Below are 17,297 nucleotides of genomic sequence, written 5' to 3' on the forward strand. Positions count from 1 at the left end.
CGACCCATCAAGAGGGCGTCAGCACGATCTTTCCGAAGAGGTCGCCGCCGGCCATCCGCTCGAAGCCCTCCCGGGCCCGGTCCAGCGGCAGCACCTCGTCGATCACCGGCCGTACGCCCGTGGCCGCACAGAAGGAGAGGAGGTCCTCCAGTTCGTCCTTGGAGCCCATCGTCGAACCGACGACCTTCAGCTCCAGGAAGAAGATCCGGGTGAGCTCCGCGTGCGAGGGGCGGTCGCCGCTGGTGGCGCCGGAGATCACCAGCGTGCCGCCGGGCCGCAGCGACTTGATCGAGTGCGACCAGGTGGCGGCACCGACGGTCTCGATGACGGCGTCCACGCGGCGCGGCAGCCGGACGCCCGGTTCGTACGCCTCCTCCGCGCCCAGCTCGAGGGCCCGCTTGCGCTTGGCCTCGTCGCGGCTGGTGGCCAGGACGCGCAGTCCGGCCGCCTTGCCCAGAACGATCGCCGCGGTCGCGACGCCGCCGCCCGCGCCCTGGACGAGGACCGAATCACCCGGCCGGACCCCGGCGTTGGTGAAGAGCATCCGGTACGCGGTGAGCCAGGCGGTCGGCAGACAGGCGGCCTGCTCGAAGCTGAGCTCCTTCGGCTTGGGCAGCACGTTCCAGGCCGGGACGGCGACCTGCTCGGCGAAGGTGCCCTGATAGCGCTCGGTGAGGATGGAACGCGGCTCGTTCGGCCCGACGCCGTGACCGCTCTGGCCGATGACGGAGTGGAGCACGACCTCGTTGCCGTCCTCGTCGATGCCCGCCGCGTCGCAGCCCAGGATCATCGGGAGCTTGTCCTCGGCGAGGCCTACGCCGCGCAGCGACCAGAGGTCGTGGTGGTTGAGTGAGGCGGCCTTGACGGTGACGGTGGTCCACCCGGGACGGGCCTCGGGGGCCGGGCGTTCGCCCAGCTCCAGGCCGTTGAGCGGGGTGTCACGGTCGAGGCGTGCGGCGTAGGCGGCGAACATGACCTTGACGATAGGGCGGGGACGGGACGTGATGGAACCGCACGGCGGTGTGAGACGCACCGCGTCGCGCGCGGACTGCCGAGGCCCGGGGACCACCCGTACGGACGAAGCCCCCGTGACCAATGCGCGGACCGGCCGCAAAACGGGCCGTGCCGCACCCTCAAGGAGTGCGCCACGGCCCGTTCGCGTACGTCGGATTCACGTACGTCAGACGCGGCAGCGCGTCGTCAGCGCCTGGCCACACCCTCCGCGCGGGCCGCCGCGGCCACCGCCGCGGTGACCGCCGGGGCCACCCGCTCGTCGAACGGGGACGGGATCACATAGTCGGCCGCCAGCTCGTCGCCCACCACGTCCGCCAGCGCGTTCGCCGCCGCGATCTTCATGCCCTCGGTGATCCGGGACGCCCGGACCTGGAGCGCGCCCGCGAAGATCCCGGGGAACGCGAGCACGTTGTTGATCTGGTTCGGGAAATCGCTGCGACCCGTGGCCACGACCGCCGCGTACTTGTGCGCGACGTCGGGGTGGACCTCCGGGTTCGGGTTGGCCATGGCGAAGACGAAGGCCCCCGGCGCCATGGACGCGACAGCCTCCTCCGGCACCGTGCCGCCGGAGACGCCGATGAAGACGTCCGCGCCGGCCAGCGCGGTCTCCAGCGAGCCGGTCAGCCCCGCCCGGTTGGTGATCTCCGCGAGCTCCCGCTTGACCTCGGTGAGGTCCTCGCGGTCCTGGCTGACGATGCCCTTGCGGTCGGCCACGGCGACATCACCAATGCCGGCCTCCAGCAGGAACTTCGCGATGGCCACGCCCGCCGCGCCCGCGCCGGAGATGACCGCGCGCAGCTCGCCCAGGCCACGGTCGGTCAGCTTCGCGGCGTTCCGCAGGGCCGCCAGGGTGACCACCGCCGTGCCGTGCTGGTCGTCGTGGAAGACCGGGATGTCGAGCCGCTCCTCGAGCCTGCGCTCGATCTCGAAGCAGCGGGGCGCCGAGATGTCCTCGAGGTTCACTCCGCCGAAGGAGGGCGCGAGACGAACGACGGTCTCGACGATCTCGTCGGTGTCCGTCGTGGCGAGCGCGATCGGCACCGCGTCCACGCCGCCGAACTGCTTGAAGAGGATGGCTTTCCCCTCCATGACCGGAAGCGACGCCTCCGGTCCGATGTCACCGAGCCCGAGGACCGCTGTGCCGTCCGTCACAACGGCCACGACCTGGGACTTCCAGGTGTAGTCGTGGACGAGCTCCGGCTGCTCGGCGATGGCGCTGCACACTTTGGCGACACCGGGCGTGTACGCGAGGGACAGGTCGTCCTTGTCGCGGATCGGCACGGTGGCCTGGACGGCCATCTTGCCGCCGCGATGCAGCGCGAAGGCCGGATCGAAGGGCTCTTCGGGAGCACTCTCCGAACCGCTGTCGCTGCGAGGATTGACGATCTCCGCTGCCATTTGGTTGACCCCTTAAGTCTTCATCAGTTGAGGGTGGCCACTCCTGGTTGAGGAGGGGTGGGCGGGCACCGCGTCCGTGCCCTGCCTCAGCGGTTGGCCCGCCTGGCAGGGGGAGGTACGTACGCGCGGGCGCGCCGCACACGCGCCCTGAGCCCCGGATGAGGGGTGTAAACGTCCTTCTTACCGGACGGACGGCACCGCAGACGAGTCGGTATCCGCGCGGTGACACGACTCATGGCCGAATATCTGGACACGTCTGGTTCGCGCCCTGAAAACCGTCCAGAGCGCGAGACGGACCGCAGATCTTCCGGTGGGAAGAAGGCATTCCCGTAAGAGGTCCGGCCTTGATGTACCGGCCTCGTAGGGTTCGGGGGTGACCCGTTACCCGATTTTGACATGCGCGGCCCCCTGATCGGGCTAGCCCGAATGGCAAGATGCCGAAAACACTCAAGGTCGCGACACTCGAAGATGAGTACAACGACCAAAATGCCCGAAATGGCAACCCCCTCACCCGCCGGAGGATCACGACCATGACCGCAAGCAACACCTCTCGTACGACCGCAACCAGGGCCCGGATCGCCGCGGTCGGCGCGATCGCGGTCGCCGGGTCACTGATGCTCACCGCCTGTGGTGACCAGACGAACTCGGGCTCGAGCACCAAGGAGTCCGGCGGCACCAAGTCCAGCAGCGCCCCGCTCTTCGACAAGCTGCCGCAGAAGTACCAGGACGCCGGCGTGATCAAGGTCGGCACGGACGCCGCGTACGCCCCGATGGAGTTCGAGGAGGGTGGCAAGATCGTCGGAATCGACCCCGACATCGCCGCCGCCCTCGGCACGCAGCTCGGCGTCAAGTTCCAGTTCACCAACGGCACCTTCGACGGCCTGATCTCCTCGCTCAACACCGGCCGCCAGGACCTCGTGATGTCGGCCATGAGCGACACCAAGGCCCGCCAGCAGGGCCTGGACGACAAGGGCAAGAAGGTCGGCCAGGGCGTCGACTTCGTCGACTACTTCAACTCCGGCGTCTCGCTCCTGGTCAAGAAGGGCAACCCGGACAAGATCCAGTCGCTCGACGACCTGTGCGGCAAGAAGGTCGCCGTCCAGCGCGGCACGATCTACGAGGAGACCTTCAAGACCCAGGCCACCAAGTGCACCAAGGACGGCAAGGGCACGCTCACCATCGAGGCGTTCGACACCGACGCCGAGGCCCAGACCCGCGTGAAGTCCGGCGGCGCCGTCGCCGACCTCAACGACTACCCGGTCGCCGCGTACATCGCGAAGACCGCGGGCGGCGGCAACGACTTCGAGGTCGCCGGCGACCAGACCGGCGCCGGTCCGTTCGGTATCGCCGTCGACAAGGACAACGCGCAGCTGCGCGATGCGCTCAAGGACGCCCTGAACGCGATCATCAAGAACGGCGAGTACACCAAGGTCCTGGAAAAGTGGGACGTCAAGAACAGCGCCGTCACCGAGGCGACCGTCAACGCCGGCAAGTAATCCCTGGCGTCAGCCTCAAGCGTTTCACTGAAGGGCAGTCACTGTGACTGACAAGTTCGACAAGACGCCCGCCGACGAGCCACCCAAGGACTCGGCGGTCGCCAAGGTGGCATCTCACCCCGAGCAGATCAAGGCCATCCCGGTACGGCACTGGGGCCGCTGGGTCAGCGGTGTCGTGGTCGTGGCACTGCTGGTCCTGCTGGTCTACTCGTTCTCGCAGGGCGACGTCGACTGGGGCACGGTCGGGGACTTCATCTTCGACCCCCGGATCGTGACCGGCATGTGGCACACGCTGCTGATCAGCGTGCTGTCGATGCTCATCGGCCTGGTGCTGGGCGTCGTCTTCGCCGTCATGCGGCTCTCGAAGAACCCGGTGACCGGCGCGGTGGCCTGGCTGTACATCTGGTTCTTCCGCGGCACTCCGGTGTTCGTGCAGCTGCTGCTGTGGTTCAACCTCGCGCTGATCTTCCCCGTCCTGAACCTCGGGTTCTACAAGGACGAGATGGTCGACGTGATGACCCCGTTCGTGGTCGCCCTGCTGGGCCTGGGCCTGAACGAGGGCGCCTATATGGCCGAGATCGTCCGGGCCGGCATCCAGTCGGTCGACGAGGGCCAGACCGAGGCTTCGCACGCGCTCGGCATGTCCAGCAGCAAGACCATGCGGCGGATCGTGCTGCCGCAGGCGATGCGGGTGATCGTTCCGCCGACCGGCAACGAGTTCATCAACCTGCTCAAGACCTCGTCGCTGGTGTCCGCGGTCCAGTACACCGAGCTGCTGCGCGCGGCCCAGAACATCGGCTCCACGTCCTTCGCGGTCATGGAGATGCTGCTGGTGGCTTCGGTCTGGTACCTGGCTCTGACCAGCGTCTTCAGCGTCGGCCAGTACTATGTGGAGCGGTACTACGCGCGCGGTTCGCTGCGCCAGCTGCCGCTCACACCGTGGCAGAAGATCAGAAAGAACGTGACATTCCTCAGCAGCCCCAGGGGGGTGTGACATGACCGCCATGGTGAAGGCCGAGGGCGTACACAAGTCCTACGGCCTGGCCCACGTCCTCAAGGGCATCGATCTGGAGGTCGCTCCGCAGGAGGTGTTCTGCCTGGTCGGCCCGTCCGGTTCCGGAAAGTCGACGTTCCTGCGGTGCATCAACCACCTGGAGCAGATCAACGCCGGCCGGCTCTCGGTCGACGGCCAGCTGGTGGGCTACCGGCAGAAGGGCGACAAGCTCTACGAGCTGAAGGACAGCGAGGTCGCGGCCCAGCGCCGGGACATCGGCATGGTCTTCCAGCGCTTCAACCTCTTCCCGCACCTGACCGCGCTCGCCAACGTCATGGAGGCGCCGATACAGGTCAAGGGCGAGTCGAAGGCGGTGGCCCGGGAGCGGGCCGAGCGTCTGCTTGACCGGGTGGGCCTGGGCGACAAGGGCAAGCACTACCCGACCCAGCTCTCCGGCGGCCAGCAGCAGCGCGTCGCCATCGCCCGTGCGCTGGCGATGGAGCCGAAGCTGATGCTCTTCGACGAGCCGACGTCCGCGCTCGACCCGGAGCTGGTGGGCGAGGTCCTGGACGTCATGCGCGGCCTGGCCGAGGACGGCATGACGATGATCGTCGTCACGCACGAGATGGGCTTCGCCCGCGAGGTCGGCGACGCGCTGGTGTTCATGGACGACGGTGTGGTGGTCGAGGCCGGCAACCCCCGCGACGTCCTGAGCAACCCCCAGCACGACCGCACGAAGGCCTTCCTCTCGAAGGTCCTTTAACGGCACTCAAGAGGGCGGTACGGACCAGGGGTCCGTACCGCCCTCTCGTGTTGCCCGCCTGGCTACTTCACTGCCAGCAGCAGGGTGTCCGACGGCGACGCCCAGACGGCCCTGGCCTCGCCGAAGCCGGCCGTGAGCAGCGTCTCGGCGTGCCAGCGCACGGACGGCATCTCGCCGTCGGCGTGCTCGCCGTAGATCTCGTACCGCTTGGCCGTCGGCCCGGCGAGTACGGGGTCCTTGGCCGCCAGGGCCCACCACTCGGACCAGTCGAGCGCGCCGGCCGCCTTGGCGCGGTCCATCTGCGTGTGCCGGTGGGCGCGCTCGGCGGCGTTGATGCGCGGGGTTGTGCGGTCGATCATGTGATCCGCGTTCATGAAGACCCCGCCGTCGCGCACGAGCGTGGCGAGCTGCCCGTACAGGGTGGCCAGCGGTCCGCTGCGCAGCCAGTGCAGGGCGGTGGCCGTGAGGACCGCGTCGTACGAGTCGTACGGCAGCTTCCGCGCCCAGTCCGGGTCCTTGAGGTCCGCCGTGACGAAGGTGACGCGCTCGTCGCCCTCGAAGTAACCCCGGGCGATGGTCAACAGAGCGGGGTCCAGGTCGACACCCGTGCTGGTGGCCTTCGGGAACCGACCGAGGAGCCGGTCCGTGATACTTCCCGTGCCGCACGCGAGATCAAGCACCCGGGGCTCGGGGCCGACCAGTGCCTCGACCATGTCCAGCATGACCCGGAACCGCTCCTCGCGGTCGGGCATGTACCACTCCTGCTGCCGGTCCCAGCTCTCCTGCCAGGCCCGCCAGTCGGCGCTCGCCCCGGCCACCGTCTCCGTCTCCACCACCGGAAGCCTCCCGTTCGTAATACCCTCGAAGCACCATCAGCTGTTACGTTGACAGTAGACCGCCGCGGTAAGGACTACAAGTGGAACTGGCCTATTACTCTGACTATGCCGTGCGCCTGGTCAACACCGAGGAGCCGGCTCGCAACAAGGACTCCCTCACCTCGGTCGAGGCCATCCGCGAACTCTTCGGACCGGCCTCGCAGGCCGCACGCCGTGCCACCGACGCGGACGTCACGCGCTTCCGGTCCGTACGGGGCCGGCTGCGCGCGGTCTTCGCCGCGGCCGACGCGGGCGACGAGACCCAGGCGGTCGACCTGCTCAACTCCCTGCTGCTGGAGTTCCCGGTCAGCCCGCAGATCTCGGGCCACGACCACCGGGACGAGGACGGCCGCCCCAAGTGGCACATGCACCTGGCGGACCATCCCTCCAACGCGACGGCGGGGTACGCCGCGACCGCCGCAATGGGGCTCGCGTTCCATCTCACCGAGTACGGAGTCGACAGGCTCGGGCTGTGCCAGGCAGCACCGTGCCGCAACGCCTACCTCGACACGTCGACCAACCGCTCCCGCCGCTACTGCTCGGACCGCTGCGCGACCCGGGCCAACGTGGCCGCCTACCGCGCCCGCAAACGCCTCGAGACGGAACGGTCCGACAGCACGGGCCGCACCGCGGAGAACGCCCAGGAGACGATCCCGCGCACCGAGCGCTGATCCTCCCCGAGCGGCCGGTATCTGCCGCGCACTCGCCCCAGCAGCAACTCATGGGGCACCGTGCCGAACACCCGGCTGTCCCCCTCGGCCCCCGGGTTGTCCCCCAGCACCCACCAGCCGTCCTCGCGCCGCTCGACGAGCCGCTTGACGATGAGCAGATCCTGCTGGAGCGGATGGCGCAGCACGGCGACATCGCCGGCCCGCACCTCCGCCCCGTAGTGCACCAGCAGTTGATCGCCGTGCTTGAGCGTCGGGTACATGGAAGGACCTGTCACTTCGGCGACTCCGAACGGCGGTTTCGGCTCCCGCCCCTGCTCAGTCATTCGCCACCTCCGAGTCCCACGGTATGTTCCGCCACCAGTCCCATACTGACCCTGGACTTTTGTCCTAAGCCCTAGGGGGCACTCGCGAAAACAGGTCACTCACGGAGTAATGTCCCACCTGAGAAGACGATCACGAGGAAGGACAGCTCAATGCTCTCCCGCCTGTTTGCCCCCAAGGTGAAGGTCAGCGCCCACTGCGACCTGCCTTGCGGTGTCTACGACCCGGCCCAGGCCCGTATCGAGGCCGAGTCGGTCAAGGCCGTCCAGGAGAAGTTCCAGGCCAACGAGGACCCGCACTTCCGGGCCCGCGCCACGGTCATCAAGGAGCAGCGCGCGGAGCTCGCCAAGCACCATGTCTCGGTGCTGTGGAGCGACTACTTCAAGCCGCCGCACTTCGAGAAGTACCCGGAGCTGCACCAGCTGGTCAACGACGCCCTCAAGGCGCTGTCGGCCGCGAAGGCTTCGACGGACCCGGCCACGGGCCAGAAGGCGCTGGACTACATCGCCCAGATTGACAAGATCTTCTGGGAGACCAAGAAGGCCTGACCTTTCTGGTCACGTCCATCGCGTACGAACGGCAGCACCCGGCATCCGCGCGGAGCCGGGTGCTGTTGTCGTCGCTCCCGTCGAGCTCCGCGCTCAGGCCGAGCTCCAGGCTCAGGTCGGGCCCGTCTCGGCCGCCGCGGCCCTGCGGCTGTGCAGGACCACCATGGCCGTCACCGCCGCGGCCAGCAGCGCGAGCGCAACCAGTGCGGGGATCAGGACCACCACCAGGCCCGCGCACAGGCAGCCGAGCCCTCCGACGATGAGGACCGGGGACCTGCGTCCACCGGTGCGCAGCAGGATCGCGGCGGCCGCCAGCAGGAAAATGCCCACACCGCCGGCGAGCGCCCACGCCACCACGCCGTGCAGCGGTTCCGAGAGGTCGTAGTGCTCGCCGTCGGCGACCTGGTGAAGCACCGTCTTCATGCCGAGCGCGGTGAGCACGATCCCCCCGACAAGCGGCAGATGCAGGAAGGTGTAGGCGTCGCGCGCCAGGCGGGTGCGGTCGTCGCCGTCCAACTCGGTCAGCCGGTGCTCGGCACTCTCGCTGATCTGCCGGAAGTACAGCCGCCAGAGCCCGGCAACGACCAGCACTCCGGCGGCGGTTGCGGCCAGCACCGGTGTGGAGATGGGAAGGTCTGCCACTCCGACGCCGATCGCGACGATGGACTCGCCGAGGGCGATGATGACGATCAGGCCGTGCCGCTCGGCGAAGTGTCCCGGTGAGGCCACACGCCAGCCCGACGATCCCGTGAGGTAGATCCCGAAGTAGTCGATCGCGACCGCGCCGAGCCAGACGAGCACTTGGGCCACGCCGGTGAGGCTGCTGCCGACGAGGAGCAGCGCGAAGGGCGGCGCCACCGACAGCAGCGCGGTACGGCGCAGGGTGGCATGGAGGGCCTGGTCACCGGGGCTGGAGATCCAGTACGTGACCAGATGCAGGATCCGTACGGCGCCGTAGCAGAGCACGAAGACCAGGGGCGCGTACAGGCCTCCGGGCAGGTCGTCATAGACCTCCGGGACGGTCAGTGAGACGACGAGCACCACCGCCATCACCGCGACGAGGACGGCGAACATGGCACCGGAGTCGGCTCGTACGACATTGCCCAGCCAGGCGAAGCAACACCAGCACCACCACAGCAGCGCAAGCACGACGGCCGCGCCGACCATCCGCAGTGCCGACGGGTCGGCCGCCATCAGAGCGGTGACCTGGGTGATCGCGTAGACGAACACCAAGTCGAAGAAAAGCTCGGCAGGCGTCACCCGATGACCGCCCTCCGTGGCGATCATGCGGGACCGATCTCTACCTGTCGGCACGGCGTTTCCCCTCTGGAGGCGGCACTCGGCTCGGCCGACTCCGCGCGGAAGGATACGGCCAAATCATGGCCGGACTCGGGGCTTGACGAAATTGCGCCGAGGCATTTCCGCAGGGGCCGCAGCCGAATCCCACGCGGTCCGGCCTGCTGAGCGTGCGACCGCCCGGGGCGAGAGATCCCGGACGGCTCACTCGCCCAGCACCCGCCGGATATTGGCCCTGATCACATCCTGGTCCTTCCGTATCGCCTCGTACCTGGCCTTGTTCCGGTCGATGTCGGCGCGCTGTACCTCCGCCTTGACCTCCCACCACGTCTTCACCGTGTCGTGCTTCCGCTTGCACTCGACGTCGGCGCTCGCGGTGTCCCGCTCCCTGTCCGTACGGGTCGTATTGCCGTCCTGGCCCCGTCCCCAGGCCTTGTCGGCGAACGCCTTGTCCGGGTTCTCGTACCGTGAAAGACCCTTGTCCACGAGGCACTTCGACCAGGTGTCCCATGCCCGGCGGACCCGCTCGTCCTTCGCCACCGCCTTGTCCAGGCTCTGCTCGCGTCCCGAGACGTACGACCACAGCTGCGTGGAGTCCTTGACGCCGCGCACCAGTTGCTTGCCCGCCTCGCCCTGGCAGCCGCTCGCCGGGACCTTGCGACCGCGGACCGTCGCCGGGCCACCGGTGCCTATGCCGGTGGCCGTGCCGTGGAGGACGCCGTATTCCCCCTCGGTCATCGCCCGGCCCTTCGGCTCCGCCCGCAGGCTCTTCTTCGGGTCCCGGCCGTAGCCCCAGCGGCGGGCGTGGTCGAGATCGAGGACGCCGAAGGGGCCCGTAGAGACCAGCCCAAGCATGATCACGGGCGTCCGACGCGGCGGGTCCTTCGGGTCCACAGGGAAGTCGGCAAAGCCGAAGGCCACCATGCAGCGCTGCTCAAGGCGGGCCTGCGCCAGGTTGAAGCGCTGGTACTCCTTGGTGCTGAGCCGGTAGTGGTCGATGGGCAGTTCGGGGATGTCCTCCTCGCTTGCGGCGAAGGGAGCCTTCGCGTCGTCGGCGAGGAGCCCGCACCCCGTCACTGCCATGGCGAGCATGAGCAGAGCCCACCACAGGTTGTGGTGTAAGCGGCGCACGGACGGCGACTCAAGATCGGTCATGCAGCAATGATGCAGGCCGCCGCCGACACTCGCCCGGGCCTGTGGAAAACCCTCCGCTCCGGTCCGTGCCTCCGCCGTGACAGGGGTCAGGCCGCGGGCGCGTGCAGCAGTGGGCTCTTGTGTCTGCGCAGCCACTGCCGGTACGCCGCCGCCCCCAGTGCCGCCTCCCGGTACGCCGCCTCCAAGTCCGCATACACCGCCTCGTACAGCTCCGCGCACGCCCCGGGTCTGGAGTACAGCAGCAGCCGTACCCCGAGCGGGTCGCCGCGCAGCGGACGTATCGCCATGTCCTCGCGGGGGCCGGATGTCGGCTGGCACGGCGCGACCGCCTCGCCGATCGCGATCAGGGATGCGGCGGTGAGGTAGTCCCCGTGCAGGACCGGGGGGTTGAGACCGGCCGCGACCAGCACTCGGCGCAGACCGTCCCACTCACCGTCCACCGTCGGGTCGACCATCCAGCGGTCCTCGGCCAGATCGGCGAGTTCCACGACAGGGGCCGCGGCGGCCGGATGGTCGCTGGCCATGGAGACGAACTGCGGCTCGCGATCCAGCAGTACGCGTACGGCGAGGGAGTCCGGCACGAGCAGCGGGCAGCCCTCCACCTCGTGCACGAAGGCGACGTCGAGCTGACCCGCCGCGACCATCCGCAGCAGCGCGTTGGCCGATACGTCCACATGCAGCGAGATGTCGGTGCCCGGCAGCCGCTGCCGCAGCCTGCGCAGCCATCCGGCAAGCACGCGGCTGGCGGTGGAGCCGACGCGTAATCGGGGGCCCCCGGCGCGCGCCGCGGCGGCCTTGGCCTCGACGACGAGGGCGGCCATTTCGGCTACGAGCGGGCGGGCGCGGCTGAGCACCGAACGGCCCAGCGGAGTGGGCCGGCAGCCCGTGCGTTCACGCGAGAAGAGCTCCGCGCCCAGGGAGTTCTCGATCCGCCGCAACTGGGTCGTCAAGGACGGCTGGCTGACGCCCAGTTGGCGGGCTGCTTTGTGCAGGCTGCCGGTGTCCGCTATGGCGCACAGCGCACGCAGGTGCCTCACTTCGAGCTCCATGAACCGAGCGTACGGCCGCACCAACTGCCACACCAGTAACCCTAGTCGGGGTACAGCGGACGGACCGGGACAGGTCGAAGCAGGGGTGATGGGCTCGTGCTATCGGCAGTTGACATCATCCGCGCGAGGGGCGGGCTCCCCGAAACTCTGCCCTACCGAACCCGTTCATCGGAGCTCGGAGTTCATCGGACGAGTAGTAGGAGCCCCCCATGCGTCACCAGAGAACGTTACTCTCCGCCGCACTCGGTCTCGGCCTCGCCGCCGCGCTGGGCGCAGTGCCCGCCACCGCCGCCACGACCGCCGCCTCCCCAACGGCCGTCGCAGCCCCGTCCTCGCACGCCACGTCCTCGTACGCCGCCTACCAGGGGTCCGCCGAGGACGCCAAGGCGACCAAGGCCTTCTTCGACGCCGTCGTGAAGTCGATCGCCCAGAAGCGCGCCGCGAACCCCGGCGCCCAGGCCGTGACCGTCGTCTACAGCACCAGCAACGCACCGAGCTTCCGCAGCCAGATATCCCAGAGCACGCAGATCTGGAACAGCTCGGTGAGCAATGTAAAGCTCCAGGAGGGCGGCAGCCCCGACTTCCGGTACTACGAGGGCAATGACTCCCGCGGCTCGTACGCGAGCACCGACGGGCACGGCCGGGGCTACATATTCCTCGACTACCGGCAGAACCAGCAGTACAACTCCACCCGCGTCACCGCTCACGAGACCGGGCACGTGCTCGGTCTGCCGGACCACTACTCCGGCCCGTGCAGCGAGCTGATGTCGGGCGGCGGTCCCGGCACCTCCTGCCAGAACGCCTACCCGAACGGGCAGGAGCGCGCCCGGGTGAACGCCCTGTGGGCGAACGGTCTGGCGGCGGCGATCGCCAAGGTGTCGTAACCGGTCCGACAGCCCTGGGGGCGCCCGCCGAAAGTGGGGGGCGCCTCTCCGCGTATCCGCGCTTAGGCTGGCGCCATGACGAGTCCGAGTGAGCGTTCCGAGACGTTGTACGCGGCCGTGGGCGGCGCGGACGCCCTGAGCCGGCTGAGCAATACCTTCTACGAGGCCGCCCTCACCGATCCCCTGCTCGCCCCTGTCTTCGCCGACTTCACACCCACCCATATCGAGCATGTCGCCGTCTGGCTCGCCGAGATCTTCGACGGGCCGGCCCGTTTCACCGCCGAGCTGGGCGGCCACCAGGCTCTGCTCCGCGCCCACCTCGGTCTTTCGATCACCGAGGAGCAGCGGCTGCGCTGGATGGAGCTGATGACCGCGGCGGTGGAGAAGGAGCTCCCGGACGACGAGCTGCTGCGCCGACGCGTAATCGAGTACTTCGACTGGGGTACGAAGATCGCCCGCGAGGTTTCGGCCGACCCGGAGGGCACGGACCTGGGCGACCCGGGCCCGACGCCGCGCTGGGGCTGGAACGGGCTGCGCTGAGGCCCGCGCGCCGTCTCAGGCGTCGGCCGGGCTGAGCGCTCCCAGCTCCGCGCCCGGCGGCAGTTGCTTCTGGATGCGGGCGAGTGCGTCGCCGAAGTCGCCCCCGGCGACGCCGGATTCATACGCGGCCCCGCCGTAGTGCAAGGTCAGATTGAGGTCGGCCCGATCGAGCGACCCGTCCGGCTGCGGCTCCCCGAGCGTCAGCAGGCAGCTGAGCGTGGCCCGTTGCACAGCACCGTCCAGGTCGACGGGCAACGGTATGTCCCACTCCAGTACGCAGGAGGAGAGCACTCCGTCGGCCCCGGCCGGCTGCAGGGCGGCGAATGTCGCCCCTTCGTACTCAACGCCCCTGATGCGCGTGCGCAGTTGCCGTCCGTGCGCCGCGATCGTGACCGCTTCCGCGCCCCGACGGTCGCGGTACCAGCCCGCCCAGACTTCAGTCGACTCCGATGACATGGCGCGGACTGTAGCGGTACAGCACCTTCCGCTGAACAGCCGGGATGCCTCAGGCGGTGCCGACCGCCTTGCCGGGCTCAGCACCGGGCTCAGCACCGGGTTCACCGCCGGACTTGTCGGCCGGCTCCTCGCCCTGGTACTCGGGGCTCAGTGCACACCGGGAATTGCGGCAGGGGCCCGGCTCCCAGGTCGGGACGAATGCCCCGAGCGTCTTGCGTCGTTTGATGACCGTGCCGACAGGCTCCCCGCACGCCGGGCATCGGTACTCGGCCTGCGGGCTGCGGACGGTTCCGCGTCCTTCGCTGCCCATACCTCCAGGATATGGCGGTGCGGGCAGCCAGGACAGCCGAGTGACCTGCGCTTCTCAGCGCGTACGGCGTGTGACGAACTCCGCCAGCGCCAGCAGATCGCCCGCCGCCGTCAGATCCGGCACCGCGCGGGCGAGCTCATGAACGGCCCGCGCCATCCGGTCCGCCGCCTGGAGCTGCGCCCAGTCGCGGCCGCCCGCCCGGTCCACGGCCTCGGCGGCGCGGTGTACGGCTGTCGAATTCATGGGGCCGCGGTAGATCTCGGCCAGCTCTGCGCCGGCCGCGGTGCCCGAGGTCAGGGCGGCGACCACCGGCAGGGACTTCTTGTGGGCCGCCAGGTCGGCGCCGGCCGGTTTGCCCGTACGGTCGGGGTCGCCCCAGATCCCGATCAGATCGTCGATGAGCTGGAAGGCAAGCCCGGCCTCCCGCCCGAAGGCGTCCATCGCCGCGGCCTCCGCCGCACTCGCGCCCGCGTACAGCGCCCCGAGCGCACAGGCGCAGCCCAGCAGTGCGCCGGTCTTGGCCATCGCCATGGCGAGGCACTCGTCGAGCGTGACCTCGTGCGGCGCGCGCTCCTCGAAGGCGCAGTCCGCCTGCTGCCCCGCGCACAGCTCGATCACGCAGGCCGCGAGCCGTTCCGACGCGGCGGCCGACGCCGGGTGCCGGTCCTCGGCGAGCATGTGCAGCGAGAGAGCGAGCAGGGCGTCGCCCACGACGATGGCGTCCGCGGTGCCGAAGACGGACCAGGCGGTGGGACGGTTTCTGCGGATGGAGTCCTCGTCGATGACGTCGTCGTGGAGCAGGGTGAAGTTGTGCGCGAGCTCCACCGCGGCCGCCGCGCGCACCGCCTGCTGCGGGTCTCCGCCGAGCGCCCGCGTCGCGGCCAGGACGAGCGCGGGTCTGATGGCCTTGCCCGCAGAGCCCGCCGCCGGGGTGCCGTCCGCGTGCTCCCAGCCGAAGTGGTACACCGCGACACGGCGCATGGATCCGGGCAACGACTCGACGATGGCACGCAGTTGGGGATCGACGGCCGTGCGGGTGCGTTCGAGGAGGACGGCGGCCTCGCGGGCCCCGACGATCTCCGACATGGTCAACTGGGCGTTCCTTCCAGGCATTGGGCCGGGACGACGGGTGGGGCGAACGGTGAGCCGGGGCGCGGGGCGCTGCCGCTTCCCGGCCGGGCCGGTCACCGCCAGCGGCTCACCTCCACGTTCTCCAGGACGCCGAGCGCGTCCGGCACCAGCACCGCAGCCGAGTAGTAGGCCGTGACCAGGTAGGAGATGATCGCCTGCTCGTCGATGCCCATGAAGCGCACGGAGAGGCTGGGCTCGATCTCGTCCGGGATGCCGCTCTGCTGCAGTCCGATGACGCCCTGGTCGGACTCGCCCGTACGCATGCAGATGATCGAGGTGGTCCTGGCCTCGGTGATCGGGATCTTGTTGCAGGGGAAGATCGGCACTCCACGCCAGGCGGGCACATGATGGCCCGCGACCTCCACACTGTCGGGGACCAGACCGCGCCTGTTGCACTCGCGCCCGAAGGCGGCGATGGCCCGCGGATGGGCGAGGAAGAGCTTCGACCCGCGCCGCCGCGACAGCAGTTCGTCCATGTCGTCGGGGCCGGGCACGCCGTCGTGCGGCTGCAGCCGCTGTCCGTAGTCGCAGTTGTTCAGCAGTCCGAACTCGCGGTTGTTCACCAGCTCGTGCTCCTGGCGCTCGCGCAGCGCCTCGACCGTGAGCCGCAACTGCTGCTCGGTCTGGTTCATCGGCTGGTTGTAGAGGTCGGCGACCCGGCTGTGGACCTTCAGCACGGTCTGGGCGACGCTCAGTTCGTACTCGCGCGGGGCCGCGTCGTAGTCGACGTACGTGTGCGGCACTACGGCTTCGCCGACATGGCCGGCCGAGAGGTCGATCGCCGCCTCTCCGTACTTGTTGGTCCGCTGCTGCGGCAGCGCGCTGAGCCCGGCCAGGTGCGTACGCAGCGAGTCCGCGCGCACCGCAAGGTTCACCACGTCGGCCCTGGTCAGCACGAGGACGGTACAGGCGGTCGCGGCACGGGCCGTGAAGTCCCAGGAGGCATCCTCGTCGAGGAGCGTCTGGTCGCCGAAGTACGCGCCGTCGGCGAGGACGCCGAGGACCGCCTCGTCGCCGTACGGCCCGGTGCCGATCTGTTCCACCCGGCCGTGTGCCAGCAGATAGATCCGGTCGGCGGCCGAGCCGGCTTCGGCGAGCACCTCGCCGGCCGCGAACTCCTGCTGCTCGCAGCGGTTGGCCAGCTCCGCGAGCGCCGCCTCGTCGGCGAAGTCCCGCAGGGCCGGCAGCTCGCCGAGTTCGGCGGGGATGACCGCCACCCGGTCGCCGGTCTGCACGAACGTCACGCGGCCGTCGCCCACGGAGTAGCTCAGTCGGCGGTTCACCCGGTAGGTGCCGCCCTGGACCTGCACCCACGGCAGCATGCGCAGCAGCCACCGGGAGGTGATCTCCTGCATCTGCGGGGCAGACTTGGTGGTCGTCGCAAGGTTCCGCGCGGCGGCCGTGCCGAGACTCTGCTGCGAGGTCTGCTGCTCGCGGACCTCGTCGCCGGCAGAACCAACCGAACCAACCGGACCAACCGACATGTGACTCCCTCTCCATCACGGATGTGACCTGCACGGACAAGCCTTCATCACGGAGAGTCCCGATGCCATTACACAAATGGATGGGACTAGTTCGGCGTCGGCGGGGCATGTTGCGCGCCGCTTCCGGCGGCACGCGCAGCGCCACTTCCGGCGGCACGTCCAGCGGCACACGCGAGCACCGCTCCCCCGGCTGACCGGATCGGCTCGCACGCCGTACGAACGAATGGTCCCTCCACGGGAGTTGGGGTAAAAGCGCAGTGCCGCGCATTTCCGCGCAGTTCCCCCGCATCCCCATGGAGATGGTCATGTCCTCACCCATGTCCGCAAACAGCTTCCTCGACGCACTTTGCGACGAAGGGCTCACAGTCGTCGAAGTCGGCGAATGGCGCACGCACAACCGCAACCACAAGGGCCCTTGGGGCCCCGTCCACGGCGTGATGATCCACCACACCGTCACCGAGGGCACCGCCGACACCGTCCGCATCTGCCGTGACGGCTACGAGGCCCTGCCCGGGCCGCTGTGCCACGGGGTCATCGCCAAGGACGGCACGGTCCATCTCGTCGGTTACGGCCGCGCGAACCACGCGGGTCTCGGCGACGACGACGTACTGCGCGCCGTCATCGCGGAGAAGGTGCTGCCCCCGGACAACGAGGCGAACACCGACGGAAACCGTCATTTCTACGGCTTCGAATGCGAGAACCTCGGCGACGGCGAGGACCCGTGGCCCGCGGTCCAGCTGGAGGCGATCGAGCGGGCGGCCGCGGCTATCTGCCGCCACCACGGCTGGACCGCGCGCTCGGTGATCGGCCACCTCGAATGGCAGCCGGGGAAGATCGATCCGCGGGGCTTCACGATGGACTCCATGCGCGAACGCATCCACGAGCGTCTGAAGTGACATCGGAAGTGACAAT

General features: G+C 69.3%; 19 protein-coding genes. 8 read left to right on the forward strand and 11 right to left on the reverse strand.

Going from position 1 to position 17,297, the window contains the following annotated elements:
• Window positions 1-7: 7 nt before the first annotated feature.
• The gene (locus tag OG729_RS13150) at window positions 8-973 is read right to left on the reverse strand and encodes a zinc-binding dehydrogenase (protein ID WP_405806165.1); all 966 of its coding nucleotides are present in this window, start codon (window positions 971-973) and stop codon (window positions 8-10) included.
• A gap of 227 nt (window positions 974-1,200) precedes the next feature.
• Window positions 1,201-2,412 carry an NADP-dependent malic enzyme gene (locus OG729_RS13155; protein WP_360873329.1) on the reverse strand — a complete coding sequence of 404 codons (1,212 nt, stop codon included), beginning with the start codon at window positions 2,410-2,412 and terminating at the stop codon, window positions 1,201-1,203.
• Window positions 2,413-2,942: 530 nt separating this feature from the next.
• On the opposite strand from OG729_RS13155, the gene OG729_RS13160 reads away from it, so the two are divergent.
• The 3 genes from OG729_RS13160 to OG729_RS13170 are packed head-to-tail and all read left to right on the forward strand — an operon-like array spanning window position 2,943 to window position 5,665.
• On the forward strand, window positions 2,943-3,908 hold the full coding sequence (locus tag OG729_RS13160) for an ABC transporter substrate-binding protein (protein WP_405806167.1): 966 nt from the start codon (window positions 2,943-2,945) through the stop codon (window positions 3,906-3,908).
• 43 nt (window positions 3,909-3,951) lie between these two features.
• A complete protein-coding gene (locus OG729_RS13165) occupies window positions 3,952-4,902 on the forward strand; it encodes an amino acid ABC transporter permease (protein ID WP_405806168.1) in 951 nt (316 codons plus the stop codon).
• Window position 4,903: 1 nt separating this feature from the next.
• Window positions 4,904-5,665 (forward strand): amino acid ABC transporter ATP-binding protein, encoded by a 762-nt coding sequence (locus tag OG729_RS13170; protein ID WP_360873337.1) that lies wholly within the window; start codon window positions 4,904-4,906, stop codon window positions 5,663-5,665.
• Window positions 5,666-5,727: 62 nt separating this feature from the next.
• On the opposite strand, the gene OG729_RS13175 is transcribed toward OG729_RS13170, so the two are convergent.
• A complete protein-coding gene (locus OG729_RS13175; RefSeq protein ID WP_405806171.1) occupies window positions 5,728-6,501 on the reverse strand; it encodes a class I SAM-dependent methyltransferase in 774 nt (257 codons plus the stop codon).
• An 80-nt stretch (window positions 6,502-6,581) separates the two neighbouring features.
• Here OG729_RS13175 and OG729_RS13180 point away from each other — a divergent pair, with 80 nt between their 5' ends.
• Complete coding sequence (locus OG729_RS13180) at window positions 6,582-7,211, forward strand: CGNR zinc finger domain-containing protein (RefSeq protein ID WP_404724156.1); 630 nt, start codon at window positions 6,582-6,584, stop codon at window positions 7,209-7,211.
• Here the strand turns inward: OG729_RS13180 and sodX are convergent.
• The gene (sodX, locus tag OG729_RS13185; protein ID WP_360873346.1) at window positions 7,115-7,534 is read right to left on the reverse strand and encodes a nickel-type superoxide dismutase maturation protease; all 420 of its coding nucleotides are present in this window, start codon (window positions 7,532-7,534) and stop codon (window positions 7,115-7,117) included. The two genes, OG729_RS13180 and sodX, sit on opposite strands and share 97 nt — an antisense overlap.
• Window positions 7,535-7,684: 150 nt before the next feature.
• Between sodX and sodN the strand changes: the two genes are divergently transcribed.
• Window positions 7,685-8,080 carry a superoxide dismutase, Ni gene (gene sodN, locus OG729_RS13190; protein WP_215095254.1) on the forward strand — a complete coding sequence of 132 codons (396 nt, stop codon included), beginning with the start codon at window positions 7,685-7,687 and terminating at the stop codon, window positions 8,078-8,080.
• A gap of 111 nt (window positions 8,081-8,191) precedes the next feature.
• Here sodN and OG729_RS13195 read toward each other — a convergent pair whose 3' ends face one another.
• The 3 genes from OG729_RS13195 to OG729_RS13205 all read right to left on the reverse strand — a co-directional run bounded on the left by OG729_RS13195 (window position 8,192) and on the right by OG729_RS13205 (window position 11,580).
• Window positions 8,192-9,367 carry a low temperature requirement protein A gene (locus OG729_RS13195; protein ID WP_405806172.1) on the reverse strand — a complete coding sequence of 392 codons (1,176 nt, stop codon included), beginning with the start codon at window positions 9,365-9,367 and terminating at the stop codon, window positions 8,192-8,194.
• Window positions 9,368-9,580: 213 nt separating this feature from the next.
• Window positions 9,581-10,531, reverse strand: a complete 951-nt coding sequence (locus OG729_RS13200) for a hypothetical protein (protein WP_405806174.1) — start codon at window positions 10,529-10,531, stop codon at window positions 9,581-9,583.
• A gap of 86 nt (window positions 10,532-10,617) precedes the next feature.
• On the reverse strand, window positions 10,618-11,580 hold the full coding sequence (locus tag OG729_RS13205; RefSeq protein ID WP_360873356.1) for a LysR family transcriptional regulator: 963 nt from the start codon (window positions 11,578-11,580) through the stop codon (window positions 10,618-10,620).
• Window positions 11,581-11,789: 209 nt separating this feature from the next.
• Here OG729_RS13205 and snpA point away from each other — a divergent pair, with 209 nt between their 5' ends.
• A complete protein-coding gene (gene snpA / locus OG729_RS13210) occupies window positions 11,790-12,464 on the forward strand; it encodes a snapalysin (RefSeq protein WP_360873359.1) in 675 nt (224 codons plus the stop codon).
• Window positions 12,465-12,539: 75 nt separating this feature from the next.
• A complete protein-coding gene (locus OG729_RS13215; protein ID WP_360873361.1) occupies window positions 12,540-13,004 on the forward strand; it encodes a group II truncated hemoglobin in 465 nt (154 codons plus the stop codon).
• Window positions 13,005-13,019: 15 nt separating this feature from the next.
• Here OG729_RS13215 and OG729_RS13220 read toward each other — a convergent pair whose 3' ends face one another.
• The 4 genes from OG729_RS13220 to OG729_RS13235 all read right to left on the reverse strand — a co-directional run bounded on the left by OG729_RS13220 (window position 13,020) and on the right by OG729_RS13235 (window position 16,385).
• Window positions 13,020-13,460 (reverse strand): DUF6304 family protein, encoded by a 441-nt coding sequence (locus tag OG729_RS13220; RefSeq protein WP_405806176.1) that lies wholly within the window; start codon window positions 13,458-13,460, stop codon window positions 13,020-13,022.
• Window positions 13,461-13,509: 49 nt separating this feature from the next.
• A complete protein-coding gene (locus tag OG729_RS13225) occupies window positions 13,510-13,770 on the reverse strand; it encodes a hypothetical protein (RefSeq protein ID WP_405806177.1) in 261 nt (86 codons plus the stop codon).
• A 54-nt stretch (window positions 13,771-13,824) separates the two neighbouring features.
• On the reverse strand, window positions 13,825-14,856 hold the full coding sequence (locus tag OG729_RS13230) for a family 2 encapsulin nanocompartment cargo protein polyprenyl transferase (RefSeq protein WP_405806179.1): 1,032 nt from the start codon (window positions 14,854-14,856) through the stop codon (window positions 13,825-13,827).
• 98 nt (window positions 14,857-14,954) lie between these two features.
• Window positions 14,955-16,385 carry a family 2B encapsulin nanocompartment shell protein gene (locus OG729_RS13235; protein ID WP_405806180.1) on the reverse strand — a complete coding sequence of 477 codons (1,431 nt, stop codon included), beginning with the start codon at window positions 16,383-16,385 and terminating at the stop codon, window positions 14,955-14,957.
• Between the two features lie 305 nt (window positions 16,386-16,690).
• Between OG729_RS13235 and OG729_RS13240 the strand changes: the two genes are divergently transcribed.
• Window positions 16,691-17,281, forward strand: a complete 591-nt coding sequence (locus tag OG729_RS13240; RefSeq protein WP_405806182.1) for an N-acetylmuramoyl-L-alanine amidase — start codon at window positions 16,691-16,693, stop codon at window positions 17,279-17,281.
• The last annotated feature ends 16 nt before the right edge of the window (window positions 17,282-17,297 follow it).

Origin of the sequence: Streptomyces sp. NBC_00210, assembly GCF_045160975.1 — a bacterium.
Taxonomy (GTDB): domain Bacteria; phylum Actinomycetota; class Actinomycetes; order Streptomycetales; family Streptomycetaceae; genus Streptomyces.

Coding starts and splice junctions, on each gene's coding strand:
- OG729_RS13150 (WP_405806165.1), bottom strand. CDS start 973: ATGTTCGCCGCCTACGCCGCACGCCTCGACCGTGACACCCCGCTCAAC.
- OG729_RS13155 (WP_360873329.1), bottom strand. CDS start 2,412: ATGGCAGCGGAGATCGTCAATCCTCGCAGCGACAGCGGTTCGGAGAGT.
- OG729_RS13160 (WP_405806167.1), top strand. CDS start 2,943: ATGACCGCAAGCAACACCTCTCGTACGACCGCAACCAGGGCCCGGATC.
- OG729_RS13170 (WP_360873337.1), top strand. CDS start 4,904: ATGACCGCCATGGTGAAGGCCGAGGGCGTACACAAGTCCTACGGCCTG.
- sodX (WP_360873346.1), bottom strand. CDS start 7,534: ATGACTGAGCAGGGGCGGGAGCCGAAACCGCCGTTCGGAGTCGCCGAA.
- sodN (WP_215095254.1), top strand. CDS start 7,685: ATGCTCTCCCGCCTGTTTGCCCCCAAGGTGAAGGTCAGCGCCCACTGC.
- OG729_RS13195 (WP_405806172.1), bottom strand. CDS start 9,367: ATGATCGCCACGGAGGGCGGTCATCGGGTGACGCCTGCCGAGCTTTTC.
- OG729_RS13200 (WP_405806174.1), bottom strand. CDS start 10,531: ATGACCGATCTTGAGTCGCCGTCCGTGCGCCGCTTACACCACAACCTG.
- OG729_RS13205 (WP_360873356.1), bottom strand. CDS start 11,580: ATGGAGCTCGAAGTGAGGCACCTGCGTGCGCTGTGCGCCATAGCGGAC.
- snpA (WP_360873359.1), top strand. CDS start 11,790: ATGCGTCACCAGAGAACGTTACTCTCCGCCGCACTCGGTCTCGGCCTC.
- OG729_RS13215 (WP_360873361.1), top strand. CDS start 12,540: ATGACGAGTCCGAGTGAGCGTTCCGAGACGTTGTACGCGGCCGTGGGC.
- OG729_RS13220 (WP_405806176.1), bottom strand. CDS start 13,460: ATGTCATCGGAGTCGACTGAAGTCTGGGCGGGCTGGTACCGCGACCGT.
- OG729_RS13225 (WP_405806177.1), bottom strand. CDS start 13,770: ATGGGCAGCGAAGGACGCGGAACCGTCCGCAGCCCGCAGGCCGAGTAC.
- OG729_RS13230 (WP_405806179.1), bottom strand. CDS start 14,856: ATGTCGGAGATCGTCGGGGCCCGCGAGGCCGCCGTCCTCCTCGAACGC.
- OG729_RS13235 (WP_405806180.1), bottom strand. CDS start 16,385: ATGTCGGTTGGTCCGGTTGGTTCGGTTGGTTCTGCCGGCGACGAGGTC.
- OG729_RS13240 (WP_405806182.1), top strand. CDS start 16,691: ATGTCCTCACCCATGTCCGCAAACAGCTTCCTCGACGCACTTTGCGAC.